This is a genomic window from Sulfurovum sp. AR, assembly GCF_000296775.1.
Classification (GTDB): domain Bacteria; phylum Campylobacterota; class Campylobacteria; order Campylobacterales; family Sulfurovaceae; genus Sulfurovum; species Sulfurovum xiamenensis.
The window spans coordinates 258,811-285,293 of sequence record NZ_AJLE01000001.1; the positions used below are offsets into that span (position 1 = coordinate 258,811).

At 40.1% G+C, this 26,483-nt stretch carries 28 protein-coding genes and 1 riboswitch; of the genes, 20 read left to right on the top strand and 8 right to left on the bottom strand.

What is annotated here, in order from left to right:
- Nucleotides 1-53: 53 nt before the first annotated feature.
- The gene (locus SULAR_RS01305) at nucleotides 54-683 is read right to left on the bottom strand and encodes an NAD(P)H-dependent oxidoreductase (RefSeq protein WP_008242157.1); all 630 of its coding nucleotides are present in this window, start codon (nucleotides 681-683) and stop codon (nucleotides 54-56) included.
- Nucleotides 684-811: 128 nt separating this feature from the next.
- Between SULAR_RS01305 and SULAR_RS01310 the strand changes: the two genes are divergently transcribed.
- Nucleotides 812-1,342, top strand: coding sequence for a YbhB/YbcL family Raf kinase inhibitor-like protein (locus tag SULAR_RS01310; protein WP_008242160.1), 531 nt, complete (start codon nucleotides 812-814; stop codon nucleotides 1,340-1,342).
- Here SULAR_RS01310 and cutA read toward each other — a convergent pair.
- Nucleotides 1,330-1,665 carry a divalent-cation tolerance protein CutA gene (cutA, locus tag SULAR_RS01315; RefSeq protein WP_008242173.1) on the bottom strand — a complete coding sequence of 112 codons (336 nt, stop codon included), beginning with the start codon at nucleotides 1,663-1,665 and terminating at the stop codon, nucleotides 1,330-1,332. The two genes, SULAR_RS01310 and cutA, sit on opposite strands and share 13 nt — an antisense overlap.
- Nucleotides 1,652-2,107, bottom strand: a complete 456-nt coding sequence (locus SULAR_RS01320; RefSeq protein ID WP_008242175.1) for a low molecular weight protein-tyrosine-phosphatase — start codon at nucleotides 2,105-2,107, stop codon at nucleotides 1,652-1,654. The genes cutA and SULAR_RS01320 overlap by 14 nt, the downstream gene beginning before the upstream one ends.
- A 76-nt stretch (nucleotides 2,108-2,183) precedes the next feature.
- Between SULAR_RS01320 and SULAR_RS01325 the strand changes: the two genes are divergently transcribed.
- The 13 genes from SULAR_RS01325 to ccsA all read left to right on the top strand — a co-directional run bounded on the left by SULAR_RS01325 (nucleotide 2,184) and on the right by ccsA (nucleotide 19,085).
- The gene (locus SULAR_RS01325) at nucleotides 2,184-2,645 is read left to right on the top strand and encodes a 23S rRNA (pseudouridine(1915)-N(3))-methyltransferase RlmH (protein ID WP_008242176.1); all 462 of its coding nucleotides are present in this window, start codon (nucleotides 2,184-2,186) and stop codon (nucleotides 2,643-2,645) included.
- Nucleotides 2,646-2,656: 11 nt separating this feature from the next.
- Nucleotides 2,657-3,013, top strand: coding sequence for an RNA polymerase-binding protein DksA (dksA, locus tag SULAR_RS01330; protein ID WP_008242177.1), 357 nt, complete (start codon nucleotides 2,657-2,659; stop codon nucleotides 3,011-3,013).
- A gap of 114 nt (nucleotides 3,014-3,127) precedes the next feature.
- Complete coding sequence (locus SULAR_RS01335) at nucleotides 3,128-4,174, top strand: hypothetical protein (protein ID WP_008242178.1); 1,047 nt, start codon at nucleotides 3,128-3,130, stop codon at nucleotides 4,172-4,174.
- Entirely contained in the window at nucleotides 4,155-5,108 is a 954-nt protein-coding gene (locus tag SULAR_RS01340) for a tRNA-dihydrouridine synthase (protein ID WP_008242179.1), read from the top strand. The genes SULAR_RS01335 and SULAR_RS01340 overlap by 20 nt, the downstream gene beginning before the upstream one ends.
- A gap of 115 nt (nucleotides 5,109-5,223) precedes the next feature.
- Entirely contained in the window at nucleotides 5,224-5,964 is a 741-nt protein-coding gene (locus SULAR_RS01345) for a sulfite exporter TauE/SafE family protein (protein WP_188084871.1), read from the top strand.
- Between the two features lie 250 nt (nucleotides 5,965-6,214).
- Nucleotides 6,215-6,292: riboswitch (cyclic di-GMP riboswitch) on the top strand.
- Between the two features lie 90 nt (nucleotides 6,293-6,382).
- Nucleotides 6,383-6,901, top strand: coding sequence for a PAS domain-containing protein (locus SULAR_RS01350; protein ID WP_008242184.1), 519 nt, complete (start codon nucleotides 6,383-6,385; stop codon nucleotides 6,899-6,901).
- A 14-nt stretch (nucleotides 6,902-6,915) separates the two neighbouring features.
- A complete protein-coding gene (locus SULAR_RS01355; protein WP_008242186.1) occupies nucleotides 6,916-7,305 on the top strand; it encodes a hypothetical protein in 390 nt (129 codons plus the stop codon).
- 211 nt (nucleotides 7,306-7,516) lie between these two features.
- On the top strand, nucleotides 7,517-7,933 hold the full coding sequence (locus SULAR_RS01360) for a histidine phosphatase family protein (RefSeq protein WP_008242188.1): 417 nt from the start codon (nucleotides 7,517-7,519) through the stop codon (nucleotides 7,931-7,933).
- Between the two features lie 21 nt (nucleotides 7,934-7,954).
- Nucleotides 7,955-9,547 (top strand): GAF domain-containing protein, encoded by a 1,593-nt coding sequence (locus tag SULAR_RS01365; RefSeq protein ID WP_008242189.1) that lies wholly within the window; start codon nucleotides 7,955-7,957, stop codon nucleotides 9,545-9,547.
- Between the two features lie 94 nt (nucleotides 9,548-9,641).
- Nucleotides 9,642-12,470: an excinuclease ABC subunit UvrA gene (gene uvrA, locus SULAR_RS01370; RefSeq protein WP_008242197.1), complete on the top strand. Its 2,829-nt coding sequence runs from the start codon at nucleotides 9,642-9,644 to the stop codon at nucleotides 12,468-12,470.
- Nucleotides 12,467-15,157 carry a DNA polymerase I gene (polA, locus tag SULAR_RS01375; RefSeq protein ID WP_008242199.1) on the top strand — a complete coding sequence of 897 codons (2,691 nt, stop codon included), beginning with the start codon at nucleotides 12,467-12,469 and terminating at the stop codon, nucleotides 15,155-15,157. Before uvrA ends, polA begins: the two co-directional genes overlap by 4 nt.
- Before the next feature lie 4 nt (nucleotides 15,158-15,161).
- Entirely contained in the window at nucleotides 15,162-15,881 is a 720-nt protein-coding gene (locus SULAR_RS01380) for a formylglycine-generating enzyme family protein (RefSeq protein WP_037999779.1), read from the top strand.
- A 114-nt stretch (nucleotides 15,882-15,995) separates the two neighbouring features.
- Nucleotides 15,996-19,085, top strand: a complete 3,090-nt coding sequence (gene ccsA / locus SULAR_RS01385) for a cytochrome c biogenesis protein CcsA (RefSeq protein ID WP_008242202.1) — start codon at nucleotides 15,996-15,998, stop codon at nucleotides 19,083-19,085.
- 1 nt (nucleotide 19,086) lies between these two features.
- Here ccsA and SULAR_RS01390 read toward each other — a convergent pair whose 3' ends face one another.
- Nucleotides 19,087-19,503 carry a secondary thiamine-phosphate synthase enzyme YjbQ gene (locus SULAR_RS01390; RefSeq protein WP_008242204.1) on the bottom strand — a complete coding sequence of 139 codons (417 nt, stop codon included), beginning with the start codon at nucleotides 19,501-19,503 and terminating at the stop codon, nucleotides 19,087-19,089.
- A gap of 124 nt (nucleotides 19,504-19,627) precedes the next feature.
- Here SULAR_RS01390 and mscL point away from each other — a divergent pair, with 124 nt between their 5' ends.
- Nucleotides 19,628-20,059, top strand: coding sequence for a large conductance mechanosensitive channel protein MscL (mscL, locus tag SULAR_RS01395; protein WP_008242207.1), 432 nt, complete (start codon nucleotides 19,628-19,630; stop codon nucleotides 20,057-20,059).
- A 98-nt stretch (nucleotides 20,060-20,157) separates the two neighbouring features.
- On the opposite strand, the gene SULAR_RS01400 is transcribed toward mscL, so the two are convergent.
- The 3 genes from SULAR_RS01400 to surE all read right to left on the bottom strand — a co-directional run bounded on the left by SULAR_RS01400 (nucleotide 20,158) and on the right by surE (nucleotide 22,483).
- A complete protein-coding gene (locus tag SULAR_RS01400) occupies nucleotides 20,158-20,949 on the bottom strand; it encodes a DUF3050 domain-containing protein (RefSeq protein WP_008242210.1) in 792 nt (263 codons plus the stop codon).
- Nucleotides 20,950-21,062: 113 nt separating this feature from the next.
- Complete coding sequence (locus SULAR_RS01405; RefSeq protein WP_008242211.1) at nucleotides 21,063-21,698, bottom strand: tRNA cyclic N6-threonylcarbamoyladenosine(37) synthase TcdA; 636 nt, start codon at nucleotides 21,696-21,698, stop codon at nucleotides 21,063-21,065.
- Nucleotides 21,695-22,483: a 5'/3'-nucleotidase SurE gene (gene surE / locus SULAR_RS01410; RefSeq protein ID WP_037999780.1), complete on the bottom strand. Its 789-nt coding sequence runs from the start codon at nucleotides 22,481-22,483 to the stop codon at nucleotides 21,695-21,697. The genes SULAR_RS01405 and surE overlap by 4 nt, the downstream gene beginning before the upstream one ends.
- 165 nt (nucleotides 22,484-22,648) lie before the next feature.
- On the opposite strand from surE, the gene greA reads away from it, so the two are divergent.
- The 4 genes from greA to SULAR_RS01435 all read left to right on the top strand — a co-directional run bounded on the left by greA (nucleotide 22,649) and on the right by SULAR_RS01435 (nucleotide 25,447).
- Entirely contained in the window at nucleotides 22,649-23,137 is a 489-nt protein-coding gene (greA, locus tag SULAR_RS01415) for a transcription elongation factor GreA (RefSeq protein WP_008242216.1), read from the top strand.
- 11 nt (nucleotides 23,138-23,148) lie between these two features.
- A complete protein-coding gene (gene argC / locus SULAR_RS01420; protein ID WP_008242217.1) occupies nucleotides 23,149-24,156 on the top strand; it encodes an N-acetyl-gamma-glutamyl-phosphate reductase in 1,008 nt (335 codons plus the stop codon).
- 185 nt (nucleotides 24,157-24,341) lie between these two features.
- Nucleotides 24,342-25,025, top strand: coding sequence for a UDP-2,3-diacylglucosamine diphosphatase (locus tag SULAR_RS01430; protein WP_008242221.1), 684 nt, complete (start codon nucleotides 24,342-24,344; stop codon nucleotides 25,023-25,025).
- A complete protein-coding gene (locus SULAR_RS01435; protein WP_008242223.1) occupies nucleotides 25,025-25,447 on the top strand; it encodes a YqaA family protein in 423 nt (140 codons plus the stop codon). The genes SULAR_RS01430 and SULAR_RS01435 overlap by 1 nt, the downstream gene beginning before the upstream one ends.
- On the opposite strand, the gene SULAR_RS01440 is transcribed toward SULAR_RS01435, so the two are convergent.
- A complete protein-coding gene (locus SULAR_RS01440) occupies nucleotides 25,405-25,698 on the bottom strand; it encodes a DUF3817 domain-containing protein (protein ID WP_008242225.1) in 294 nt (97 codons plus the stop codon). The two genes, SULAR_RS01435 and SULAR_RS01440, sit on opposite strands and share 43 nt — an antisense overlap.
- 97 nt (nucleotides 25,699-25,795) lie before the next feature.
- Here SULAR_RS01440 and SULAR_RS01445 point away from each other — a divergent pair, with 97 nt between their 5' ends.
- Nucleotides 25,796-26,476 (top strand): glycerophosphoryl diester phosphodiesterase membrane domain-containing protein, encoded by a 681-nt coding sequence (locus SULAR_RS01445; protein ID WP_008242227.1) that lies wholly within the window; start codon nucleotides 25,796-25,798, stop codon nucleotides 26,474-26,476.
- The last annotated feature ends 7 nt before the right edge of the window (nucleotides 26,477-26,483 follow it).

A 26,483-nucleotide genomic window follows, 5' to 3' on the forward strand; every position in this document is an offset into this window, starting at 1 on the left:
ACTGTTTGTTATCTCTGATATGAGACCACTCTAAAGAGAGTGGATAAAGGATCTTACTTTATAAACTCAACCACTTCGTCAAAAGGAACTCTTAGCTGAGTGGATTGTGCATTGAGTCTGTAGCCAAATGGCACGATAACAGCTACTTGGTATTTGCTTGTATCCAGGCCTAACACCTCTTCTACATTCTCTTTTTCAAAACCTTCTATAGGACAAGAGTCTATCCCTATAAAAGCAGCAGCAGTCATCATATTTCCCAAAGCAATGTAGCTTTGTCTGGCTGTCCATGCATAGATATTCTCATCTGTGCTCAGTGTTTTTTTCAAGTGTTTGGCATAGATATCCATATAAAAATCAAGTGTTTCCTGAGGCATGTCGCGTCGCATGAATCTCTTTTTAGGTATACCGCTCTCAACTTTGACATTTTCGATGCCTGCAAGTATGATGACAAGATGAGAACAAGAGGTGATCTGGACTTGATCCCAGCAGTAAGGTCTGAGTTTCGCTTTTAGATCCTCATTGGTGATGACAAGAAATTTCCATGCTTCCATACCAAAAGAGGAAGGTGATTTTCTTCCTGCTTCCAAGATGTAATGCATCTCTTCATCACTAATCTTTTTGTTTTCGTCAAATACTTTACAGGCATGTCTGAAATGCATTGCTTTGGTAAAATCATTTTGCATGGTTTATCCTTTTTTATCTAGGGTGATAGGTTATTCTATAGGCGTATAGTATCAAGATTTATCTTGAAAAAGCTAAATAGTATTCTAATATAAATTACCCTATGATATGTAAAAAAGAAGGAGAAAAGATGCGATATCTATGGATAGTGATGATACTAGGCTCATTTTTAGAGGCCGAGAGTTTTACTTTGGAGAGTGAGACGCTCAAAGGACAGCTGGTGAAAGCTCAGGAGTTTGATGGGTTTGGGTGTAATGGTCAAAATATCTCTCCGGAACTGCACTGGAGTCATGCACCCAAAGGTACAAAAAGTTTTGCGCTCACTGTGTATGATCCTGATGCACCTACGGGCAGCGGATGGTGGCACTGGTTGATCGTGAACATTCCAGCGGGTACCCATAAGATCTCTGCAGATGCTTCAGCGAAAAAAACACTCCCAAAAGGTGCATTGGAAACAACGACTGATTATGGTCATGCAGGTTTTGGCGGGGCCTGTCCGCCACAGGGAGACAAAGCACACCGTTATGTCTTTACGATACATGCTTTGGATGTTGAGAGTTTACCTGTAAAAGCAGAGAGTAAAAGTGCAGTGGTGGGTTTTATGATCAACAAACATACGATCCAAAAAGCTTCTATGATCTCTTATTATCAAAGAGATTGAATGTTCGTGGTTTCCTCTTCGATCCATTGAAGGTAGTCTAGGTTTCCACCTGCCATGGATACCATGATGATCTCAGGCATGTCATAGGTATGCAGCTGCTCGATCTCTGTTTGAATTGTTTCAAAGAGGGATCTTCTGGTTTTCATCTGAAGGTGTATCTCTTCAGACTGCATGATTTTTCCTTCCCAATGGTACGCGCTTTGTATGGTTGTAGATTGTACACAGGCAACCAGTTTCTTTTCCAAGAGTAGACGTGTGATGAGATCGGCATTCTCTTGAGAATCTGTAGTAGTCGTGATGATACAGTAATCAGAGGCTTCCATTTTCTACCTTTTCCATAAAATCTTCTACACATACGGAAACCATATTGTAGACATGATCAAACCCTTCAAATCCTTCAAAGAAGTAAGGATCAGGGACATCTCCCCCCTGATAGTCTCCAAAGTCACCTAAAAGATAGACATTGCTAAATCCAAAGGCTTCCAAATCGGATTTGTTCTGTTTATCCATGGCTACAATATAGTTAAATGATGTGATGTCCTCTTGTATTATAGGACGGGAATGTTGTTGACTGATATCAATATTGTACTGCTTCGCAACCTTAATAGAGTGTTCACAGGGTGCTTCCCCCTTATGCCAATCACTTGTCCCGGCTGAATCGATGAAAAGTTCAAGTCTTTTAGTGTTGACGATATGCTCCGCTACACCATGTGCTAGAGGACTGCGACAGATGTTTCCTAAGCATACAAATAATATACGATCCATACTTCTCCTTTTAACTCTATAGTGTACAATACCAAAAATATTATGAAAAATACATCTAAAATGAAAGAGTATTCCTATGAAGATCAATGTCATCATTATCGATAAAAAAGGAAAAGATAACCTCTATGCCGGTTTGATAGAGCATTATAAAAAGATTGCTAAACCTTTTGCAAAAGTAGAAGTCATCGAAGTATTTGACAAAGAAATAGCCAAGGCACAGGATATTTCACCTGAAGCTGCTCAAAAATCATACACTAAAGCACTGGAAAAGTATTTGGATTCTGGTATAAATATAGCGTTAGATCCCTCTTCGAAAGAAGTAGATAGTCATGAATTTGCAAATTTGCTTAAGGATAGCGTTCAGGTGAACCTCTTTATTGGCGGTGCATACGGCTTTGAGAGGGATTTTTTAACTAAATGTAATAATTCAATATCATTTGGTAAAATTACGCTTTCACATAAACTTGTGAAAGTTGTATTGATGGAACAGATCTTTAGAGGTTTGACCATTAATCATAATCACCCATATCATAAATAGGACAACATTAAATGTTAACAGAAACAGAGTTAAATGAATTTCAAAATAAATTGCTAGACAGAAGAGTACAGATAGAAAAAAACCTTAGAGGTACTAGCCTTGAGTTAGAAGGAATGAGAGAACTTGAGTTGAACGATGAAGGTGATTTTGCAGCTGCTTCTGCAGAAGCTGTGATAGATAGTGCAATTTTAGTACAACAACGCAAAGAATTAAACGAAATTGAACTTGCTTTAGATAAAATAAAAGCAGGAGTTTTCGGTATATGTGAAATGTGTGAGGATCCTATAGGCAGACGACGTCTAGAAGTAAAGAACTTTGCACGTTTTTGTATAACATGTCGAGAGATCACTGAAAAAGAGACGAAATAGATTTCCTATTTTAAAGTAACAGCTTAGGTGAACTCTCTGATAAAGGGAATATAGTGTTTACGTGGATATATAGCTTTACGCTATTTGCGTCGCTTATATAAATAAGGGGATAAAATGAGACTTGCTCTGTATATTTTTGTTACTTTTGCGCTTATGGCAGTGATTGCTGCGTTTACTTATACGGTTAACCCGGACCATTATGCGATGGAATTGATGGGAATCAATTTTAGTTTTCCAGTAGCAGTATGGATAGTTCTACCTATGCTGCTTTTATTCATCTTTACTCTGTTACATATGTTTATTTATGGTTTAAAAAATTATTTTATACTTAAAAAATGGCAAAAAGATGCCAGTACTTTAGAAGATGCTTTGTACTGGTCACTGATCAATGAGCCAAAAGAACAAAAGTATGGCTTGGATGCAGTGAGAAGCTCTGCATCACTTTTAGGTAAAGCATCCCTCGGCATTACTGATACTATAGAAGGTTTAACACCAAGACTTACACGTGTTGTCAATATCATACAGAAAATAAAAAATGGTGAGTATGTCGACTTGAAAGAAGAAAAAATGAGTAAAGTCTTTGGTACTAATAACCCAATTTTGACACAGAATTATCTGAACCGTCTACAATCTGATGATAAATTCATTGAAGATGTACTCAAAGCTGCAACACAATATCCTGAGGTAGTAAAAGCTAAAGCACTTGATTTGTTTGCCCGCAAAGAGAACTTTATAAAAGCCAGAAAATATGTAAAGGTTTTTGATACGAAAAGCTTTTTTACCATGCTTGAGAGAGTGACTGAAGAAAACAGACTTGAATTTACACCTGAGATACTTTCAGAGTTTGTAGAGGCACTTGATATGGGTTGTCAAGACTATATTAAAATCGCTTCAGTGACTAAAAAATATTTTAATCCAGATGAGAACTTGACAATTTTCAGAGGGTATCAACTTGAAAACCCTAAGGCACAAAATGCTTACCTTTATCTTCTGTTCGAATATGAATTATTGGAGCAAGTCGCAACCTACTTGAATGAACAAGAAGACCACGAATTTATGAAGTTCAGAGCACTCTGGGAACTCAAACAAGAGCACACCAAATATACATTAGAAGATATTATCGATATACAAACCGTTTGTAATGAAACTAGACTTTACTAAACCCCTTTACGTCTTAGCCCCTCTAGCGGGCTTTACGGATCTCCCTTTTCGTTCCGTTGTCAAGAAATTCGGTGTCGACCTGACCATTTCAGAGATGATAAGCTCTAATGCCTTGGTCCATAACTCAAAGAAAACATTTCGTATGTTGGAGAAGAGTCCGATAGAAGACCCCTATGCTATCCAAATAGCGGGTTCTGATCTGGATGTCATTAAGCGCGCGGTGGAAATTATCAATGCCATAGATGGTATTACGACGATCGATCTCAATTGTGGCTGTCCCGCACCCAAAGTAGTGAATAATCTTCAGGGATCATCCCTGCTTACAGATCTGCCCCAAATGGGTAAAGTGATAGAAACGATCAAAAAATACTCCAACAAAGAGTATACTTCAGTCAAGTTCCGTTTGGGATTTAATGAAAAAAACCATAAAGAGATAGCACATGTATGCCAGGAATCCGGTGCAGACTACATCGCTGTACATGGAAGAACCAGGGCAGGCAGATACAAAGCAGCAGTAGATTATGATGCGATAGGGGAGGTAAAAGAAACCGTCTCGATACCAGTCATTGCCAACGGTGATATAGATTCTCCTGCCAAAGCGAAATGGGTACTGGAACATACAGGTGCAGACGGCATCATGATAGGACGTGCAGCGGTAGGCAAGCCATGGATATTCAAACAGATCAAAGAGGGCATGGAAGAGCCCACTTCCGAACTCATCAAAGAGGTCGTTTTAGAACATTTTGACCAAATGATCAAACATTATGACAAGTATGGAGCGATCATTTTTAGAAAAAACCTTCATTCCTACTCAAAAGCGGGTTATCAAGGTGCTTCTGCATTTAGAAATGATGTGAATCGTATAGAAGATCCAGAAGAGATGAGAGCAGTGATAGAAGCATTTTTTTCTCAGCCTTTTTTGCATGAAGTTTGATAGAGACTCAAACATCTGTCTATGTCGTTACTATACTATACGCTAAGTATAGCGAGATTAGTGTAAACATGATGAAAAATGTTATACTTCCAACTTAATTTTTGGAGCAGAGGAAATGATGATAGAACTTATATTCGTCGGTATTTTTATCGGTACGATGTCAGGCTTTTTTGGTATAGGTGGAGGAATGATCCTTGTACCTATACTTTTAGTGCTTGGTTTTGATACTAAAGATGCCATCGGTATCTCCATCATTCAAATGGTCTTTAGCTCTATTTACGGCTCATTTCTTAACTTCAGAAAAGGTTCTTTGATCATCGGTGAGGGGATCTTTGTCGGATTTGGAGGCTTTATAGGTGGATACATCGGCGGGTATGTCACACACTATATCTCAGATATCATCCTGCAGTTTCTCTTTCTTGGGCTGTTAATATTTGCTCTGTTCCGACTTTTTTTCTCACAGCATCATGAGGATGATGGAAAGAGTAAAACATTGAATAAAGCCTTGCTTTTTAGTATTGGTCTTGGCATTGGGATATTTTCCATTACACTGGGTATCGGGGGGTCTATTATACTCACACCTCTTCTAGTAGGAGTATTGCATTACCCTATAAAAAAAGCGGTCAGTGCAGGGTTGTTCTTTGTAGTCTTCTCTTCGGTAGCCGGGATGATAAGCCGATTGAGCAGCGGGACGATAGACTTTAACAATGGTTTGATGGTCGCTGTAGCTTCACTGATCGGTGTAGCTATGGGTATCTGGCTTAAAGATCATGTGACTTCGAAACATCATAAGATGGCACTTTTAGCACTTTATATGTTCGCATTGATCATTTTGATAAAAAAAATGTGGTTCTGAGTCGTATCTTTTATATAATTGATGACATAAAGGGTCCATTTAATCGCTATTTATCATTAAAAATCCTCCTCCTAATATCTACTTTAAAGACGCTTTAAATCGCACGTTAAATCATCAATATAATTCATGATTATCCTCAAATATTTTCAATAATATTAATTATAATAAAATCACTCAATTTATCATAAATACTGCAATTATTAAGTATTTGAAAAGATAGGTAGCTATATACTTCGCGCCCATATACCTTCATTGAAAAAGCTAAACCTATTGTGAGATAGGGGCAGAAAGCCATGGGTCTTATTTTTGAGATCGCCAGGTTACCATAGATTCTTACTATTCTTTTTCATTCAGTTATATTGTTTTCAACCTCTGTGCCGATAAAGGTCAGCATTATATTTTTACAAGGAGTTATCTTATGAGCATGAAACCAATAGATCTAGAACACGAAGTTAAAAGTGTTGATATTGTTGTTTCAAAAGGAGATGCAGAAGGTAATATCACCTATGCAAATCCGATATTTTTTAAATTAGCAGGCTATACACAAGCAGAACTTTTAGACAAACCGCATTCAATTGTACGTCACCCGGATATGCCAAAAATTATTTTCAAATATTTATGGGATAGTCTCAAAGCAGGGAATGATGTCAAAGCATTTGTGAAAAATCTCTCTAAAGATGGAGGGTTTTATTGGGTATTCGCACATATAAAAGTTGCTACAAACCCAGATAAATCATTCAGAAATTATGTTTCAACCAGAAGAGGGATGTCCGCATCTGCAAGATCTGTGATCGAACCTTTATATAAAGAGTTGCTTGCTGCAGAAGAGAACGGTGGCATGGATGCATCTTTGGCACTCTTAGAAGCATTTTTAAAAGATCATGACGGAAGCTTAGCTACATTCAACGAAACCATGCAAAAAATTCAAAACAGTTAATAGAAGGATAGACAATGATCGAATTTGACCAATCAATGAAAAAATTACGTTCTGTAAACGGATATTTAGGATCTGCAGTATTGAACTTTTCTGGTGAAACACTTTATATGGATGAAGAGAACACAAGCGTAGATATCGCATATTCAGCAAGTATCTTTAATGATGCATTTAGAATGATCTCTGAATCTTCTTTGGACGTGGGGTTTGCTGATGCCTCTTTGGTAGAGTCCAGAACGGAAGATGGACATGTTTTCCTTATCAATAGTTCTGGAGATGCAGGCGGAGACAATTTTTCCAAACTTACAACGTTTGCCATTTTTAGGGATGACGGGAATGTAGCCCTTGGAAAAATGATTATGGAGAAGACTGTACAAAGCATGTCTAAAGCCATGAATGAGCTGTAAGCTCATTTATGGTCTACCGCATCCTAATATGAAATCAAGTCTAAAAAGGTTTAGGTTTGGTTTTGTATTAAAATAGAGCATAGGAGTGGAGCATCAAAACATTATATCTTATACGGCATGCAAAATCAGACTGGAGTGATGGGTCGCTTAGTGACTTTGAGAGAGGATTGAAAAAAAAGGTCATAAAGACCTTGATACGATCAGTTCATATATGTCTCTTCAGAGGTTGAAACCGGATCTTATTTTATCAAGTTTAGCACTCAGAGCACAGACTACGGCGGATCAACTAGGTAAAAAGATCGGTTATGAAGGTAGGATCCATTATATGGAGGAACTTTATAATTCGCGTCCTGAAACGCTAATGAATATATTGACCCTTCAAGATGACAGCTATGAAACGATATTTTTAGTGGGACATAACCCGGAGTTGACTGAATTCGCAAATTTTTTGATAGAGACAAATTTCTCTAAACTCCCTACGTTGGGGGTATTGGCAATCAATCTAAATATAGACTCGTGGAATGATATCAGTGAAAAGTGCGGTGAAATAGATTTTTTCATACAACCTAAACAGTTTAAGTACTATATGCCAAAACAGATACGCACAACACTGCCTCAAGAGAAATGAATATAGAGAATAAGGAAGAGAATGCAAGGTGATTTAAAGTCGAATTTTAAAACGATGGCTAACACTTTAAATAAATATGTTGAGTCAAAAGATTTAAACTATATAGAACAAATAGAAAAGCAATTTGAGTCACTTTTCAATGCCGAGGTTGTAAAGCTTTGGGCATATGATGATAAGAATGAAATGCTGCACTTAATTGAAAGTGGCGATCAAGAAGCTGTTTCTTTAGTACCAAGTCTAACAAAACAAGCCATCACTGGTAAGTCTCCTGTGATTTCGAATCATAGTACCAGTGATAAGTATTATACTCCTGAAATAGATAATCCCCTAGAGTTAAAAGTAAAAGCTTTAATGATCTTCCCTATTATAAAGGGTAAGCGGGTCATAGGGGTATTACGTATATGGAGAGGCTTAAAGCAAAAAAAGATCTTTACCAGAAAAGATGAATCTATACTGAAATCATTTATGCCACTATTGACGAAATTGGTAGTGTGCGAAAAGATGGAAAAAGAAGAGATCATCGCATTTACAGATGACACTAAAGAGAATAAAGTTGTTTCTGATACTAAGTCTGTCGTAGCTCCAGAGACGAAAGATATACCAAGTAAAGTGAGCGATGAATTTACAGCACTGGAAAAGAAATTTGATGAGACTTTGGAAGAACTGGAGTTCTATAGAAAAAACGAAGCTGTATATAAAACCAAAATAGACAAATCTCAAAGTGAGCTAAAGAAATCAGAAGAAAAATGTAAGCAAATAGAAACATCTGCATTAGAACTTTCTTCTGAGATACAAGCCTATCAATCACAGATAAAAGAGTTAACCACACAACTCGAGATACTCAAAGAAGATCATGAACATTTAAAGCATGAGCTTAAGGAAGCTAATAAGAGTAATAATGTTCAAAACATCAAAGAAGAAAAATTAAAGAGGTCTTTGATAGAGAATAAGAGATTAGGAAAGCTCGATCAAAATATCGAATTTATACTTGAGGAAGTGCACCATCTTTTCGAAAAAAATGAGTATGCATATATGTTGTTTGAGCTATTGGTTTTTTCAATTGCCTCCCGAAAAGGTATGGAAGACTTGGAGGAAACATTAAGAAAAACAAAGTTGGTACCCGACATGCTAGAAGGGTATTATTTTAATGGAAACCTTAAGGTCCATAATGAAAAATGTATGATTCAAGATTTTGTGAAGAGCATAGAAAAGTATAAACATAACATTTTCCCGGAGATGATGGATTTTAATATTGTCGTAGAGAATGAGATTCCTGCATCTTTAGTATTTGATGCACCTAAAATACAGAGTATATTTCTACACCTTCTAATGGATCTTTATCAGTTTGCTGAACATAGCAAACCGGTAAATATACATTTTGCCTATAAAAATAAATTTCTAACTATTGAGATTGGCAGTACTGTGTACCAAAAAAACAGTTTGTTCAAATCCGTGTTAAAACAAATGAAGTTAACCGGAAATGAAAAAGGGAGACATGGCTTGCAATTAAGTATAAAGTTAATCAAAAGACTGAAAGGTGAAATAGAATCTGTGTATGAAGATGAATATTATAAATTTGTCTTTTCTGTTCCTGCTCAAGTGATAAAGATCTGATATTATCCATAGACTTTATGGGTATCAATGATACTTTGTTGTAAAATAACTTTTTTAATAGCCATCTATTAGGTGAAGTCAAACAGGGATAATTATGAAGAAAGATATGATACACGTTTACGGTGCAAAAGAAAATAATTTAAAAAATATAAATCTGAGCATCCCTAAAAACCAACTGGTAGTCGTTACCGGAATTTCGGGAAGTGGTAAGTCTACTTTGGCCTTTTCCACTTTGTATGCGGAAGGTCAAAGACGTTATATAGAGTCACTCTCTTCGTATGCACGGCAGTTTTTGGGGCGTGTAGGAAAACCTGATGTCGATAAAATAGAGGGGTTGACCCCTGCTATTGCGATAGACCAGAAGACCACCTCTAAAAACCCGCGTTCCACTGTGGGAACGATCACTGAGATCTATGATTACTTGAGATTACTGTTTTCACGTGTCGGTGAACAGCATTGTCATGAGTGCGGAAAGCCTATCTCTTCGATGTCCGCTTCTGATATTATAGAAGAGGTGCTAAAACTGCCTGATGGGGCAAAACTCATGATCATGGCCCCGCTGGTCAAAGAGAAAAAAGGTACCTTTGCAGACATGCTGGAGTCTCTTCGCCACAAAGGATATGTCCGTGCGATGATCGATGGGGTGATGGTGCGTCTTGATGATGAGATAGAACTTTCCAAAACAAAAAAACACACCATTAAAGTGGTGATCGACAGAGTCGTTGTCAAAGAAGAGAGCCGTGACCGTATAGGACAGGATGTGGAAAAAGCACTCAAAGAGAGTTACGGCGAGATGGAGATCGAAGTACTCAATTATGAAGAGTTGGAACTTGATAGACAGCATATCCATTACTCTGAACACTTGGCCTGCTTTGACTGTAAACTGAGCTTCGAACCTTTGGAACCGGTAAGCTTCTCTTTCAACTCACCTAAGGGTGCCTGTCCGACCTGTGATGGCCTTGGGATCCGTTATGCGATAGATCTGAAGAAGGTCATAGACCAGGAACTCAGTATAGACAAGGGTGCTGTCAAGATCATGTACGGGTTTAATAAGAGTTATTACACCAAATTCCTCAATGCTTTCTGTGAACAAAATGAGATAGACATCCAACTCCCTTATGGTGAACTTGAAGCACACCAGCAAAAGGCCATCCTTTATGGAAATGGGAGTACGGTAGATTTCGTATGGAAACGGCATAAGCTCAAACGTGAATGGCCCGGAGTCGTGAAGTTCGCACATGACATGTTCAAAGAGGAGAAAGACCTTTCTGAATATATGACTGAAAAGGTGTGTGACAAGTGTCATGGGCATAGACTCAGACCCCGTTCTTTAGCGGTGAAGATAGAGGGGAAAAATATCGCAGATATCATTGATATGCCTATCGAAAAATCGTATGCCTATTTCGCAGATGAAAAGAGTTTTTCCCACTTGAATGAGCAGCAGAAGATGATAGCAGAATCCATACTTAAAGAGTTGTATGAAAGACTCTATTTCCTACATGATGTGGGGCTGGGCTACATTACTTTGAGCCGTGATGCAAGAAGTATCTCAGGGGGAGAAGCACAGCGTATACGTATCGCTTCCCAGATAGGTTCCGGACTGACGGGAGTGATGTATGTACTGGATGAGCCGAGCATTGGACTGCATGAACGTGATACGATGAAGCTCATACGTACACTTAACTCTTTGCGTGACAAAGGGAATTCCGTGATCGTAGTGGAACATGATAAAGAGACCATACTTGCAGCCGATTACATTATAGATATCGGTCCTGGAGCAGGTGAGTTTGGTGGAGAAGTAGTATTTGCCGGTGATGCAAAGAAATTGGCCAAAGCCAAGACCCTGACAGCAGACTATATGTATGGCAAGAAAGTTATCTCTTACACGCATGACAAGCCCCAAAATGAGTGGATAGAGATCAAAAATGTGACGATCAACAATATCGAAAAACTTGATGCGAAGATCCCTTTGGAGAATTTTGTGTGTGTTACAGGTGTCAGTGGAAGCGGTAAAAGTTCATTGATCCTTCAAACGCTGCTTCCTGTGGCAAGAGAGATACTGAACCATGCAAAAAAGGTGAATAAAGTCGATGGTGTAGAGATCACAGGACTGGACAAACTTGATAAGGTCATCTATCTGGACCAAAGCCCGATAGGGAGAACACCGCGTTCCAACCCTGCAACCTATACCGGTATTATGGATGAGATACGTAAACTCTTTGCGCAAACCAAAGAGGCAGAACTTCGCGGGTACAAGATAGGCCGCTTTTCATTTAACGTGAAAGGTGGACGCTGTGAGAAGTGCCAGGGAGATGGACAGATCAAGATCGAGATGCACTTCTTGCCGGATGTCTTGGTAAAGTGTGATGCCTGTGACGGTACACGCTACAATGCACAGACTCGAGAAGTGTTGTATAAAGGAAAGTCTATCTCCGATGTACTTGGTATGAGTGTAGGTGAAGCACTGGAATTCTTCAAAGCGATCCCGGCTATTGCGGTCAAGCTGAAGACATTGACAGATGTTGGACTGGATTATATCACCCTGGGACAAAATGCTACCACACTTTCAGGGGGAGAGGCGCAGCGTATCAAGCTGAGTAAAGAGCTAAGCCGTAAAGATACAGGCCAAACCCTTTATGTGTTGGATGAACCGACTACGGGACTTCACTTTGCTGATGTGGACAGACTTACAGGTGTATTACACCATTTGGTCGAATTGGGTAATTCAGTGGTCGTCATCGAACATAATCTGGATATGATCAAAAATGCAGATTACATTATAGATATGGGACCTGAAGGTGGAAATAAAGGCGGACTTGTCATTGCTACAGGTTCACCGGAAGAGATAGCAAAAGAGTATAAAAAAACAGGGTCTTATACCGGTGAGTATTTGGCCAAAGAATTGGAAGGAAAAACAGTATGAAAACGATCACGATCATAGACACATTCGGATTTTTCTTTCGTTCCTATTTTGCACTTCCTCCTCTACGTAATTCGGAAGGTTTCCCGACAGGGTTGTTAACCGGATTTGCCAATCTTGTGGACTCTTTACACCGTGACCACAGTACCGATTACCTGGTTTTTGCTCTGGATGCAAAAGGCAGAACTTTCCGTAATGATCTCTATCCGGAGTACAAGGCCCATCGTGAAGCAGCACCGGATGATCTGATCAAACAGCTTCCTGTAGCTATAGAGTGGATAGAACAAATGGGGTTTGCCAATCTGTCAAGAGAAGGGTTTGAAGCAGATGATGTGATCACGACAGTCACCAAATTTGCCAGAGAAAAAGGTTTAAAAGTACGTATTGTCTCGCATGATAAAGATCTCTACCAAATGATCGATGATGGCGTTGTGGTCATGTATGACTCTGTAAAAAAGCAAGAAGTAGATGAACAGGCATGTGTGGATAAATTTGGTGTACGTCCTAAAGACTTCATCAATTTTCAAGCCATACTCGGAGACAGTTCAGACAATATCCCCGGTGTAAAAGGGATAGGAAAAGTCGGTGCAGCAAAATTGATCAACCAGTATCACACACTTGAAGCGATCTATGAAGATATCGAAAACTGTGGTACACCGCGTATACAGAACCTACTTTTAGAGAGTAAAGAGAATGCTTTCTTGTCCCGTGAACTGGTGACTATGAGATCAGATGTCTTCAAAGATTTAGATGTGGAAAGTTTTGTCTTTGAAGACAAGAACTACCTCTCGTGCCTACTTGAAGAGTTTGAGAAATATGAGATGAAGCAAGCCATTAAAAAAGCAAAAGTAGGGCTTGAAGAGACAGATTGTCCGGTAGTGGAAAAACCAAAGAGCGCAGCACTCAGTTTTGAAGCGATCACGTTAGACAGCAAAGAGAAGTTAAACAGTGTGATAGAGAGTATAGAGAAAGATGCGATCGTCGCTTTTGATACAGAAACCACTGGACTGGATACCAAAACAGCAAACCTGGTAGGGTTCAGCTTCTGTTTCGATGCACAAAGATCCTACTATGTACCTGTGGGGCATAATTACCTGGGTGTAGAAGCACAGGTAAGCTTGGATGATGCGATCAGTGCACTCAAAAAGCTCATGACATTCCAGGTCGTGGGACAAAATCTCAAATTTGACTTTTCATTACTCTATAACCAGTTTAACATGGAACCGATCATACCTTATGCCGATACGATGATCATGGCGTGGCTTTCAAACCCGGGAAGTAAAGTGGGGCTTGACACACTGGCCAAGACCTTTTTCAAATATGAGATGAAACCTTTTAAAGAGATGGTAAAGAAAGGAGAGGATTTTTCAGCAGTAGCCATAGAGGATGCCACTTTTTATGCAGCTGAAGATGCCTGGATGACCTATTTGCTCTATGGTGTGATTAAAAAGAAAATGGAACTCTCTTCTTTGACACATCTTCTGAAGGAAGCTAAAAATGTAGAGTACCCGTTTATCAATGTACTGATACGTATGGAAAACCTGGGTATTAAGATCGATCCTTCCAAACTGGAAGCACTACAAAAAACGCTTAGTGAAGATCTGGCTACTTTGACTTCGGAGATCTATGAACTCAGCGGTTCTGAGTTTAACATCAAATCTACACAACAGTTAGGTGTCGTACTCTTTCAGCAGTTGGGACTCAAAGGCGGTAAGAAAACCAAAACAGGATACAGTACCAATGAAGCAGTCTTAAGTGCATTGGTAGGTGAGCATCCTATTATTGAGAAGATCCTTGAGTACCGTGAATACCAGAAGATACTATCTACCTATGTGGATCCTTTACTTAAGCTGGCCAATAACGATGAGCACAGTCGTATCTATACTTCTTTTGTACAAACGGGTACAGCGACAGGACGTTTAAGTTCGCGTGATCCTAACCTGCAGAATATCCCTGTACGTTCAGCACTCGGGCGTTCGGTAAGAGAAGCTTTTGTGGCTAAAGAGGGCTATAAACTGGTCAGTATCGACTACTCTCAGATAGAACTTAGACTGCTTGCACACTTTTCCAAAGATGCCGCTTTAATGGATGCCTTCAATCAAGGAACGGATATTCACCTTGCGACTGCCATCAAACTTTTTGGAGAAGAGGAAGCTAAAGAGAAACGTAACTTGGCAAAATCGGTGAACTTTGGGCTTCTTTACGGTATGGGACCGAAAAAACTCTCTGAGGATGTCGGTATTCCACAAGCAGAAGCCAAGGAGATCATCAAGAACTATTTTGCATCATTCCCCACAGTGAAAAGCTTTCTTGAAGGGATCCAGGAACGTGTCAAGATAGACGGTTATGTGGAAACCATACTGAAAAGAAGACGTATCTTTGACTATGAAAATGCCAACGGTATGCAAAAAGCAGCCTACATGCGTGAATCGGTCAACACCGTTTTCCAAGGCAGTGCCGCTGACCTTATCAAACTCTCTATGAATCAAATAGATACGATGATACGAGAAGAGAATCTGGATGCCTTTATGCTTTTACAGATACACGATGAACTCATTTTTGAAGTCAAAGAAGAGAAAGTAGAAGAAATCTCCAAACGTTTTGTGCATACGATGGAGAATATCTTGGAGTTGGATGTGCCATTGGAGTGTTCAGTCAGTGTAGGCGACAGCTGGGGAGAGTTAAAGTAACATGATGCAATCCTATTTTGATGAGAATTTTGTACAGTTGCCCCGAGGCTCTTTTCTTATGGGTTCTGATGACGTACTTGCCAAAGAGAGAGAAAAACCTGTACATGAAGTACATATCAACTATGATATTGCGATGGCTAAGCGACAGGTGACCGTGGAAGAGTATATGCTCTTTGCACAGGCTACAGGCGCAGAAGTACCTGAAGAGAGGCATGAACATCTTGGTTTGGATGTACCTGTAAGACGTGTGCGTTATCATGATGCCAAGGCATATTGTGCATGGAAAACACAAAGAGATGGTGTGACCTACCGTCTTCCTACCGAAGCAGAATGGGAATATGCTTGCCGGGCAGGAAGTACCGGAAATTATTGTTTTGGCGATGATGAGAAGGAATTTGGTGACTATGCCTGGTATACGGACAACGCTGAAGGTGTGACACATGATGTCGGTACCAAAAAACCCAATGCATGGGGATTGTACGATATGCACGGAAATGTATGGGAGTGGTGTGCAGACTGGTATAGTGAAAGCTATGACAACACACCTACAGACGGGTCAGCCTATAAGATACCCAATGAGAAGGGTAGGGTCTTGCGTGGCGGTTCTTGGAACGGGAGTGCCGAGAACAGCCGTTGTTCTTCACGCATCAATTTGGGTTCTGGCGGGCGAAACTATTTTATAGGATTTCGTGTAGTGATAGAATTACAGAGTGAGGGTTCTTAGGTAACAGTTCCCTTCTATTGTCCCTACAATAGGCGTGAAATTTTGAGGATTAACGTTCGGTTAGTAAACATCCGTTATAATCTTCTACTCAATCGTATAAGGGGATATTAAGAGATGAAGTATATTTTTTCCATGAAAATGGCTGTGTTTATGTTGTTTGCTTTTGGTGCGCTGATCGGTACTGCAACATTTATCGAAAATGATTATGGTACGGAAACTGCAAGGGCACTGATCTACAAAACACAATGGTTTGAAGTCTTTTTGGGCTATTTTATCGCTATTCTGATCTACAATATCCTCAAATATAAAAGTTACAAAACCAAACCTGCTGTTTTTCTTTTTCACTTCTCTTTCTTAGTTATCGCTCTAGGTGCAGTTGTCACACGTTACATAGGCTATGAAGGTATCATGCACATACGTGAAGGTGAATTAAGTCACACCATGGTTTCAGATGCAAAGGTTTTACAAGTGCATGTGACACAAGGGGAGAAGAGTGCTACGCTTGAAAAAGAACTTTATTTCTCGACGATGACACATAATACGGTAACTGAGAGTGTCATGGTTGGTGATAAAGAAATAAAAGTGGAACTGCTCAAATATTTGCCGACTGCTCAAGAGAAGGTCATACCGTCTGAAAAAGGAAAAAAACTTTTAGAACTTAAGATCTCAACAGGTCAAAAAGGTGAGATCTACTATATCGCTAAAGGCGAAAGAAAAGATTTTGGCGGTTTTTACCTGGGATATGACATTGAACCTACAACCGATAAACCGACTTTCCTTATCAAGGAAGATGGTGCAGGCTATAAAGTAGATTTCCCGTTTACACTTCAAACACTCAATATGAACGATAGAAGTTCAGGTGAATTAAATGCAGGTATAAATGAGTTCAAGAACAGAATGTTATACCGATTTGGATCGAATGCGATCGTTTTGAAAGATATACATGAAAAAGCGATCGTGGAGTTGGAATCTCACGATCTTAAGACAAAAAAAGGTCAGGCAGAGTATATGCAATGGAAAGTCAGTGTAGGGGATCAAAGCAAGATCATTATTACACGTCCATATCAAGGTAGAATGGGAAAAATTAAGCAGATAGATCTTAATGGTGTACATATCGATATGCGTGTAGGCGCCAAACTGATCGATCTGCCGTTTTCCATCAAACTCGAAAACTTTGAACTGGAACGTTATCCGGGTTCTATGACACCTGCATCATACTCCAGTGACGTCGTACTGATAGACAAAGAACAGAATATCAATATGCCGTATAAGATATATATGAACCACGTGCTTGATCATAGAAACTACCGTTTCTTCCAGTCTTCCTATGACCAGGATGAAAAAGGTACCGTACTTTCTGTGAACCATGATCCGGGAACTCTGCCTACCTACATCGGATATATCTTGCTGACGATCGGAATGATATGGTCACTTTTTGCACCTAGCGGAAGATTTCAAAAACTTCTTAAGGGAGCAAGAAAACTACAGACATCTGCTGCAGCAGTGGCTTTTGTGGCACTGCTGGCACTCAATCCGCAACATCTGAATGCTGCAGCACCGACCATCGATGATGAAATGCTAAAAACGATGCGATCCTATGATGCTGATCATGCAAAGAACTTTGGAAAAATCGCAGTACAGGACCATCAGGGACGTATGAAACCTATGGATACGGTCGCCCATGATGTGATCGCGAAGATCACAGGAAGATCACTCCTTTTTGATCTGGAACCTACACAAATGTTACTGGGTATGATCATGCAGCCGGATCTGTATCAGAATGTACCGATGATCAAAGTCGGGCATAAAAAGATCGCGGTAACACTGGGTCTGCCAGAGAATACAAAATATGCAAGATTTACAGATTTCTTTTCAGAGGAAGATAACGAGTATAGGATCTTTTCAGCAGTGACAGAGGCCAGTCAAAAGAAGCCACTGGAAAAATCGCAGTATGATAAAGAACTTATCAAGATAGACGAAAGGGTCAATGTTGCCTTTATGGCATATCAGGGGTCTCTTTTACGTATTTTCCCAAAACCAAATGATGCCAACAACAAATGGATGGCACCTCTGGATGCGATCAAAGTATTTCCTAAGGAGCAGGCTGATGCTGTCAGAATGGCTACGGCTGCCTATTTCCAAATGGTTGCACAGGGACTTAAATCAGGTGATTGGTCAAGGGCTGATCTTGCACTGACAGGGATACGTCAGTACCAGGAAAAATACGGATCTGCAGTGATACCAAGTAAAAGGCATATAGATATGGAGATCAAATACAATAAATTTGGACTCTTTGGTAAGCTTGTACCGCTCTATCTTTTATTGGGTATCGTACTTTTGATCTTTGCATTTATCAATGTACTAAAACCTGCATTCTCTATGAAATGGATCATGCGTGCAGCACTCGCTGTGCTTATCGTCGGGTTCGCTCTGCATATTGTCGGATTGGGTATTAGATGGTACATTTCAGGACATGCACCTTGGTCCAATGCTTATGAATCTATTGTCTTCATTGCAGCTTCTACGGTGTTAGCAGGTATTATCCTGGCCAGACGTTCACCGTTTGCCTTGGCAGGTACGGCTATCTTGGCAGGTGTGACGATGGGAGTAGCCCATATGAACTTCATCAACCCTGAGATCACGAATCTTGTACCGGTACTGAAGTCATACTGGCTGATGATACATGTGGCAACTATTATCTCTGGTGATGGTTTCTTCGGTCTTGGTTCTATCTTGTCCCTATTGGTACTGATACTCTATATCATGAGAGGTAAAAACGGCAATGAAAATATTGACCGATCCATCAAAGAGTTGACAAACCTTTCCGAGATGGGACTGATCATAGGTCTTTTCCTATTGACCATAGGTAACTTCCTTGGCGGTGTCTGGGCAAATGAGAGTTGGGGACGTTACTGGGGCTGGGATCCTAAAGAGACTTGGGCAGCAGTGACGATACTTATCTATGCAACCGTACTGCACTTAAGATTCATCCCGGCATTGAAGTCAAACTTCATCTACAATGTCACTGCCACATGGGCGTACTCGACAGTACTGATGACATACTTTGGTGTAAACTATTATCTCTCAGGTTTACACTCTTATGCAGCAGGTGATCCGGTGCCTATTCCTATGTGGGTCTATTATGCCGTTGCAGGATTGTTTGTATTGACAGTTCTGGCTGCCAGAAATAGAAAGTTAAGCTAAGTTAACTATATAAGGTAACTACTATACGGCGACTCCCGCCGTGATCTCTATGTTCTCCAAGGTAGATCCCCTGCCACGTACCAAGATTCATCTTTCCATGTGTGATAGGAATAGTCAGTGAACTTCCAAGCAGTGAAGCTTTGATATGTGCTGGCATATCATCTGACCCCTCATACGTGTGGATATAGTAGGACTTGTCATCAGCAATGTCAGTATAAAAGTTTTCCATATCCTCTCGTACGGTAGGATCGGCATTTTCATTGATACTCAGCGAAGCGCTGGTATGTTTGATAAACAGGTGTAAAAGCCCAGTCTCAGTGGAGGGCATCGAAAGTAGCGCTTGTTCTATCTCAGAGGTAATGAGATGGAACCCTCTGGACTTTGGTGATAGTGTGATCGTCTCTTGATATATAGCCATAGTGAAGTATACACTATTTAACGGCTTTTTTATCCTTATTCCAAACGAAGCTATTATCGAGACTATTAAGAGTTATCTCTTCTCTTTTGTATTATAATTTATTATCTTACAAAAAAGGACAAGCATGTTAGAAGAGTTTAAAAAGTTTCTGATCAAGGGAAATATGGTAGATATGGCAGTGGGGTTTATATTTGGTGGGGCCTTCGCTACAGTCGTGAAGTCTATGGTGGCTAATGTTGTAATGCCTCCGGTCGGACTGCTTATAGGGAGGGTGGATTTCTCTCAACTTTTTATCGCACTTGATGGCAACAGTTATGAAAGTATGGCTGCTTTGGATAAGGCTGGTGCACCAGCGATCAAGTACGGTATGTTCATTAACGATGTGATCTCATTTGTGATCCTGGGATTTGTTGTATTTATGTTCATTAAAGCCTATAATAGACTCAAAGAGCCTGAAGCAGCTAAAGCACCGACAACAAAAGTATGTAGTGAATGTGCTGAGACCATCCCGGTTGCGGCTAAAAAATGCGGACACTGCGGAAATACGGACGTCTGATAGACACTATACTATTTTGGATAACTTGAGCCAAAGATGAATGTGCTCAAGTTTGAGAAAACCTTAACAATGTATATCTTTTATAAGGTTTATGCTGCTTAGGCTGATTGTTTTTTACTCTCTTCTATCGCCAGTAAAACACCATCCCAAAACTTTATTCTAGCTCTGATCGCATGGAGGGCAGCTTCTTCAGCTTCTACGATCTTTGCTTCATCTCCCTCACATAAAAGGTCCAGCATACGCAAAGACATCGGCCCGTGATGATCCCCATCAAGCTCTATATGACGATCGAGATAATAATGAAAGACTTCTGCTTCCTCTCGTGATATTTTCATTTTATCCAGCAATGCACGGAACATTTCCGGGATAATATGTTCTCTCCCCAATGCAAATGCTGCAGCGATCACATGAGGTTTATCGCTATGGATAAAGTTAAATGTCGTTTCCATGAACACTTTGGCAGGAGAGGGTATTTGAACCGTGTTCAGTGCACTCTCCAAAGAATCTGATGTCACTTTGTCTATAAATTCGTTAATAAGGCTGTTGCTTCCTTTTTTTACCTCTTCCATAGCTGTTCTATAAAGATTAAAATGACTGGTGTAGGTAGGTGTGCCATCTTCCAGAGGGATCCCTTCATCTGATTCTTCCTCTAGTACAATGTCATTGATAAAACGCTGCACCTGCGCATCACCATGAGGAAGCCAAGGTGTGCTTGCCGGTGCAATTTGATGTTGCAGGTATTTGACCAAGGACATAAAATCCCAGACTGAGTAGATGTGATGTTGCATGAAGATGGTGAGATCATCCATGTCTTGTACCGATGCATAAACGGGGTGGGTTGCAAGCTCTTTTCTTAAGCGTTTTACATTGTCAAGTGGGAAAGTTGTCATAGGTCATACTCTTTGTTTTTTATCAAGAAGTCTAACTAAAATAGTTAAATTATGCCAGTTTTGTCCCAAAGTAACAGTGTAGATGAGACATTTGCTACTTTAGGACTCGAAAACTATTTAAGGATCCTCTTTATCGCTTCCGAACAGGTAGTAAGGCCAACAGCGCCTGTTACTGCAACACACGAACCTTTCTCTATACATTTCGCCTGTTCAGGAGAAAAGACAACAGTAAAATTTCGGTCAAATTTTGCTTTTTTGAGTTCGTTGCGTATTTTTCTTGCAAGTGCATCTCCATGGGTTTTCCAAATGGAAGTGACTTCGATCTTGTTGGTATCATAACGCTTGGCCGAACCCAGTGCCATGATAAGCTTTTTGTAACACTTTTTAGCCACTTCTATCTTCACTTTAGTCGTATCTGCGGCATCTATGACAATGTCATACGGTTCAAAATCAAACTCTTGTACCCAGGCCACGGTCATATGCTGATGTATGGTCTTGATGCCGGGGTAAAGATCTTTCAGACGATCAACCTTGATCATCCCTACAGCTTCTGAACCTATCTGTCGGTTCTGGTTGGTCTCATCATAGATATCATAGTCCAGTATGGTAATGTCACTTACACCTGAGCGGTAGAGACAGTCAAGTGCATAAGAACCTACACCACCAACACCCAGAATAAGGATCTTTGCTTCTTGTAACTTTTCAAAATTTTCATCTCCAAAGAGCATACGGCAGCGTTGGAATCTCATAACCATGCATCCAAAGATTTGATATCGTCATAGCTTGTCATGTCCAGATGTACAGGGGTAATGGAAACATAGCCATCGTTGATCGCTTCAAAGTCTGTGAGATGTCCTTGTGTTTCCATCCACCCTAGAGCCGGTAGACCTATCCAGTAGTACTCTTTACCCCGAGGATTATGATGTACTTCAGCATGGTGTGTATAGAGACGGTTACCCGCACGTGTTACTTTAAAGCCGTTACACTCTGAAGTTGGTACAGGAGGGATATTGATATTTAAAAATTTACGTGGGGGCAGAGGGAATTCATCGGCAAATATCTTTTCTACGAGGGTGACGATGCTTTTTTGTGCCAGTTCATATCCGAACTCCTTGATACTCTCACCTTTGTCTTTATAGACTTGGGAGATGGCAATGCCCGGGATTCCCTGTAGTACGGCTTCCATTGCCGCGGATGCTGTACCGGAGTATGTGATGTCCTCACCCATATTTGCGCCTATATTGATGCCTGAGATGACAATATCGGGTCGCTTCTCTTTGGTAAAAACCTTATTTAGTGCGAGAAACACACAATCTGTAGGTGTCCCGTCATCCAGTTTATAAAAATCCTTTTCGACCTCGACAAAATTAAGGGGTCTGGTCAATGTCAATGAGTGTCCGCACGCTGATTTCTCTGTGGTTGGTGCTACTACACTGACATGACCTAAAGGTTTGAGTGCTTCAACCAGTGCCATAAGTCCCTCAGACTCAAAACCATCATCATTGGTGATTAGTATTTGCTTACGACTCATCATTTAGTGCTTCGCTTGTACTGAATTTTAATTCTTGTCATTCTTTATACTTTAGATGTAGAGTTCTTTTATGAATTTTAAAAGAAGTCCATTATTTTTTCGGTATTATAACCTTTTTGGTATAATACCTCCAATTAACTATAAATGAATCATTTTAAAGGATCTATCGTGCAAAAAGAGCCGATGTTACAAACAACTTACAAGAAACTATCAGAAGAACTTGAACATTTAAAATCTGTAGAGAGAGGTGCTATAGCCAAAGTCATCGATGAGGCAAGAGAACTCGGTGACCTTAAGGAAAATGCAGAGTACCATGCTGCCAAAGACAAACAGGGCTTGATGGAAGCACGTATTGCAGAACTTACGGATATAGTAGGTCGTGCACAGGTCGTAGATCCTTCGACTTTGCCGCATACAAGAGTGAGTTTCGGATCAACAGTAGAATTGACAGACCAAAATACAGGTGAAGAGGTACACTATACTATCGTAGGTGGTACAGAATCAAACCCTTCTAAAGGATTGATCTCTATCCAGTCTCCTATGGCTCGTGCACTGATAGGTAAAGAAGAGGGAGATGAAGTCTCATTGGTACTTCCTAGCGGTAAAAAGACATATGATATCGAAGAGATCTCTTACAAAGAGATCATCCTAGATTAAGAAGGTATAAGATGGTAAAAGTAGGTGTTGTAGGAGCCAGTGGATACACAGGACTTGAACTGGTGAAGATGTTGGTGACCCACAGTGGCTTTCAGTTGACCTATCTTGCCACAACGCAGGGAGATACAATGATAGAGAAACTGCATCCTTCATTGGTAGATGTCATTAGCCTGCCTGTTGAAAAAGCAGATGCCAACTCTGTGGCTGAACGCTGTGAACTTGTTTTCCTGGCCCTTCCTCATAAAGCCTCTATGGGCTTTGCTAAATTGCTTTTGGATAAAGGGGTCAAAGTTGTCGACCTTTCTGCAGATTACCGTCTAGAGCTTGATACATATGAAGCACACTATTGTGCCCATGAAGATAAAGCGCATTTGGGTGATGCAACGTATGCACTGATCGAGTATTACAGAGAAGAGTTGAAGGGTACAAGCCTTGCTGCAGGTCCTGGTTGTTATCCAACGGCAACACTGCTGGGTATTTTACCGTTCATACCGTATCTTGATACCTCTGCACCTCTTTTTGTCGATGCAAAGTCCGGTGTGAGCGGTGCAGGTAAAACACTGAGCGAGACGGCACATTTCGTGACGATCAACGATAATATCTTTGCTTACAACCCGATCAAACACCGACATGCACCCGAAATAGCAGAGAAGATAGAAAAAATACACGGTGCTAAGATGAATGTCAATTTTGTGCCTCATCTCATTCCTGCGACACGTGGTGAACTGGTCTCTGTCTATGCGACGTTAAAAGAAGATATCGATCCGATGGAAGTGTTGAAAAAACACTATGAAAACGATCCGTTTATCCGTATCAGAGAAACACCGGTCGATATTAAAAGTACGGCAGGCACACACTTTTGTGACATCTTTGCAGCCAAAAACGGCAATGCACTTTTTGTCTCTTCTGCCATAGACAACCTCTTGCGTGGTGCAAGTTCGCAAGCACTTGTGGCTGCGAACTTGATGTGCGGATATGATGAAGGTATGGGCATCCCGACGATCGCCTATATCCCATAAAAATCACTCATTGATATTTTTTATCAATCACACGAAGTGTGTTTTTGTCACTGTGAACGCCCTTGAAAGCGAAGCGATTCGAGAACAGTGACGATTTTTTTGCTTCGTTTTTTTCTAAAAAAAATGACGAGAGAAACAACACCTCAAGTAAGATAAGAGGTAATTTTAGAAATGAAAGGGTCGCAATGTATATAATCAAGGAAAATGCCTTATTTATTGCCGACTCACATTATCCCCATCACGGAGATGCTTTTTTAGTATTACTGAAAAAGCTAGAGAGTGGAGAACTAGAGACCCCTCAGCTCTTTTTGATGGGTGACAACTTTGATCTGCTCTTTGGACATAATGATTACATTCAGACCTTTTCAAAAGAAGCCATAGATCTTCTGCAAACACTTTCACAAAAACTTGATATATACTACTTCGAAGGAAACCATGATTTTTGCCTCAAAGATGTGTTTCCGGATATTCATGTATACAGTAGAGAAGAGCAACCGGTCATGTTTGATCTGGAAGAGAAAAAAGTGGCGATCTCTCATGGTGACAAATATGCTACAGGATTGGGGTATGACCTCTACTGTAAACTCTTACGTAATAAAAAGACACTGACATTCCTTAAACCTTTTGAAAAGGCGATCATCGATCATCGTATGAAAAAGTTGTCAAAAAAGCATATCTGTTTTACCTTTTCTGGCTTCGAGAAAAGAGTGGAAGAGATACTGGAACACTACAGTGAAGCAGACCTTGTGATCGAAGGCCATTTTCATCAGTGTAAGACAGTAGGTACATACATCTCTTTGCCCTCATTGGCATGCCAGGGCATGGTCGGTGTCATAGAAGAGGGTGAAATGCACTTTAAGACACTTTAATGGTTTATATGACACTTTTTACAGTGGCCTTTTTCTCTGCCACACTACTTCCGTTAGGAAGTGAAGGGTTGCTTCTTTACGATATCTCTCAAAACAACTCTCTTATCCTCTTATGGTCCTTTGCAACACTGGGTAATACACTGGGATCTATGGTGAATTACTGGTTAGGGTTAAAAGGTGAAACCTATCTAGAAGAGAAAGGGCATCTTTCTGCACAAAAGATGGAAAAAGCAAGAGGTTTTTTTGACAGATATGGAGGGTGGACCCTCCTGTTGTCATGGGTTCCGATCATCGGGGATCCATTGACCTTTATTGCGGGGGTTTTACGTTATAAGTTCAAATGGTTTGCAACTATTGTAGCAGTAGCTAAAGGGACACGTTATGCTATCGTCATCTTTTTAGCAAGCAGTTTGTCTGTATAGAATGAACCAAATGGTATAAGCGAAAAAATAGAGTAGAGTGCCGTCTCTTTCAAAGTAAATCCAGCTTCTTTTTTCGCTTCAATGATCTGATAGATGAATGCAAACACGAGCAGACCATGTAACATACCTACGACTTTAGTGGCAATTGGATAGCCAAAACTGTATTTCATTGGCATAGCGATGAAGATCAGGATGATAAATGAGATCCCTTCTATTTTGTTGACCCAACGGAACTTTTGTAATTCAGACATAGTGTCTCCTAATTAAGATTTTTGTGAGTATATCAGAAGAAGTTTAACAATAATTGTTTTTAAGCTATAATGATTTATTGATACGAAAAGGGACATGATGAAAAATGAAAATGTAGTTGTAAAAAACATACCTGAATATGATTTTGATATTATCGAGATGCTTAAAGAGGGGTTTAGACGTATAGAAGGTGTCAAGGGAATATTTTTAGCTGCATTTATTGTCTATGTTGTTATCTCTGTGATCGTACAGATCATATTAGGTACTTTTTTCCCTTCTCCACCACCGCCTGCTGAACCAAATTACCTGAACCAGATGATCGTTACTATCTTAAGTTATCCGGTACTTATGCCGCTTATCGTAGGTGTTATTATGCTTGCCATCCACTATGCACGAGGAGAGCATATAGCATTTCAGTCTATATTTAATTACTATCATCTTACGGGTAGACTGTCATTAGCTGCGCTACTCATCTATATCATGACAGTGATAGGTTTTGTACTGCTTATTCTTCCGGGTATCTACTTGAGTATCGCTTATATCTTTACTTTACCGCTTATAGCTGATAAAGGCATGGATGTCTGGGAGGCGATGGAGCTTTCAAGAAAAACGGTCACAAAACACTGGTTTAAAGTTTTTGGTCTGTTTTTGCTACTCAGTCTCATTATGACACTGGGTGCATTAGCACTCGGTATAGGCCTCATTTGGGCAGTCCCTTTGTTATTTGTGACACTGTATGGATTACTCTATCCGTTGATCTTTGATGGAGTAGAGGCTTAAAGAGGTA

Excerpts from the sequence above, each read along its gene's own strand:
- SULAR_RS01305 (WP_008242157.1), bottom strand. The coding sequence starts at position 683 with ATGCAAAATGATTTTACCAAAGCAATGCATTTCAGACATGCCTGTAAA.
- SULAR_RS01310 (WP_008242160.1), top strand. The coding sequence starts at position 812 with ATGCGATATCTATGGATAGTGATGATACTAGGCTCATTTTTAGAGGCC.
- cutA (WP_008242173.1), bottom strand. The coding sequence starts at position 1,665 with ATGGAAGCCTCTGATTACTGTATCATCACGACTACTACAGATTCTCAA.
- SULAR_RS01320 (WP_008242175.1), bottom strand. The coding sequence starts at position 2,107 with ATGGATCGTATATTATTTGTATGCTTAGGAAACATCTGTCGCAGTCCT.
- SULAR_RS01325 (WP_008242176.1), top strand. The coding sequence starts at position 2,184 with ATGAAGATCAATGTCATCATTATCGATAAAAAAGGAAAAGATAACCTC.
- dksA (WP_008242177.1), top strand. The coding sequence starts at position 2,657 with ATGTTAACAGAAACAGAGTTAAATGAATTTCAAAATAAATTGCTAGAC.
- SULAR_RS01335 (WP_008242178.1), top strand. The coding sequence starts at position 3,128 with ATGAGACTTGCTCTGTATATTTTTGTTACTTTTGCGCTTATGGCAGTG.
- SULAR_RS01340 (WP_008242179.1), top strand. The coding sequence starts at position 4,155 with ATGAAACTAGACTTTACTAAACCCCTTTACGTCTTAGCCCCTCTAGCG.
- SULAR_RS01345 (WP_188084871.1), top strand. The coding sequence starts at position 5,224 with ATGATGATAGAACTTATATTCGTCGGTATTTTTATCGGTACGATGTCA.
- SULAR_RS01350 (WP_008242184.1), top strand. The coding sequence starts at position 6,383 with ATGAGCATGAAACCAATAGATCTAGAACACGAAGTTAAAAGTGTTGAT.
- SULAR_RS01355 (WP_008242186.1), top strand. The coding sequence starts at position 6,916 with ATGATCGAATTTGACCAATCAATGAAAAAATTACGTTCTGTAAACGGA.
- SULAR_RS01360 (WP_008242188.1), top strand. The coding sequence starts at position 7,517 with ATGTCTCTTCAGAGGTTGAAACCGGATCTTATTTTATCAAGTTTAGCA.
- SULAR_RS01365 (WP_008242189.1), top strand. The coding sequence starts at position 7,955 with ATGCAAGGTGATTTAAAGTCGAATTTTAAAACGATGGCTAACACTTTA.
- uvrA (WP_008242197.1), top strand. The coding sequence starts at position 9,642 with ATGAAGAAAGATATGATACACGTTTACGGTGCAAAAGAAAATAATTTA.
- polA (WP_008242199.1), top strand. The coding sequence starts at position 12,467 with ATGAAAACGATCACGATCATAGACACATTCGGATTTTTCTTTCGTTCC.
- SULAR_RS01380 (WP_037999779.1), top strand. The coding sequence starts at position 15,162 with ATGCAATCCTATTTTGATGAGAATTTTGTACAGTTGCCCCGAGGCTCT.
- ccsA (WP_008242202.1), top strand. The coding sequence starts at position 15,996 with ATGAAGTATATTTTTTCCATGAAAATGGCTGTGTTTATGTTGTTTGCT.
- SULAR_RS01390 (WP_008242204.1), bottom strand. The coding sequence starts at position 19,503 with ATGGCTATATATCAAGAGACGATCACACTATCACCAAAGTCCAGAGGG.
- mscL (WP_008242207.1), top strand. The coding sequence starts at position 19,628 with ATGTTAGAAGAGTTTAAAAAGTTTCTGATCAAGGGAAATATGGTAGAT.
- SULAR_RS01400 (WP_008242210.1), bottom strand. The coding sequence starts at position 20,949 with ATGACAACTTTCCCACTTGACAATGTAAAACGCTTAAGAAAAGAGCTT.
- SULAR_RS01405 (WP_008242211.1), bottom strand. The coding sequence starts at position 21,698 with ATGAGATTCCAACGCTGCCGTATGCTCTTTGGAGATGAAAATTTTGAA.
- surE (WP_037999780.1), bottom strand. The coding sequence starts at position 22,483 with ATGATGAGTCGTAAGCAAATACTAATCACCAATGATGATGGTTTTGAG.
- argC (WP_008242217.1), top strand. The coding sequence starts at position 23,149 with ATGGTAAAAGTAGGTGTTGTAGGAGCCAGTGGATACACAGGACTTGAA.
- SULAR_RS01430 (WP_008242221.1), top strand. The coding sequence starts at position 24,342 with ATGTATATAATCAAGGAAAATGCCTTATTTATTGCCGACTCACATTAT.
- SULAR_RS01435 (WP_008242223.1), top strand. The coding sequence starts at position 25,025 with ATGGTTTATATGACACTTTTTACAGTGGCCTTTTTCTCTGCCACACTA.
- SULAR_RS01440 (WP_008242225.1), bottom strand. The coding sequence starts at position 25,698 with ATGTCTGAATTACAAAAGTTCCGTTGGGTCAACAAAATAGAAGGGATC.
- SULAR_RS01445 (WP_008242227.1), top strand. The coding sequence starts at position 25,796 with ATGAAAAATGAAAATGTAGTTGTAAAAAACATACCTGAATATGATTTT.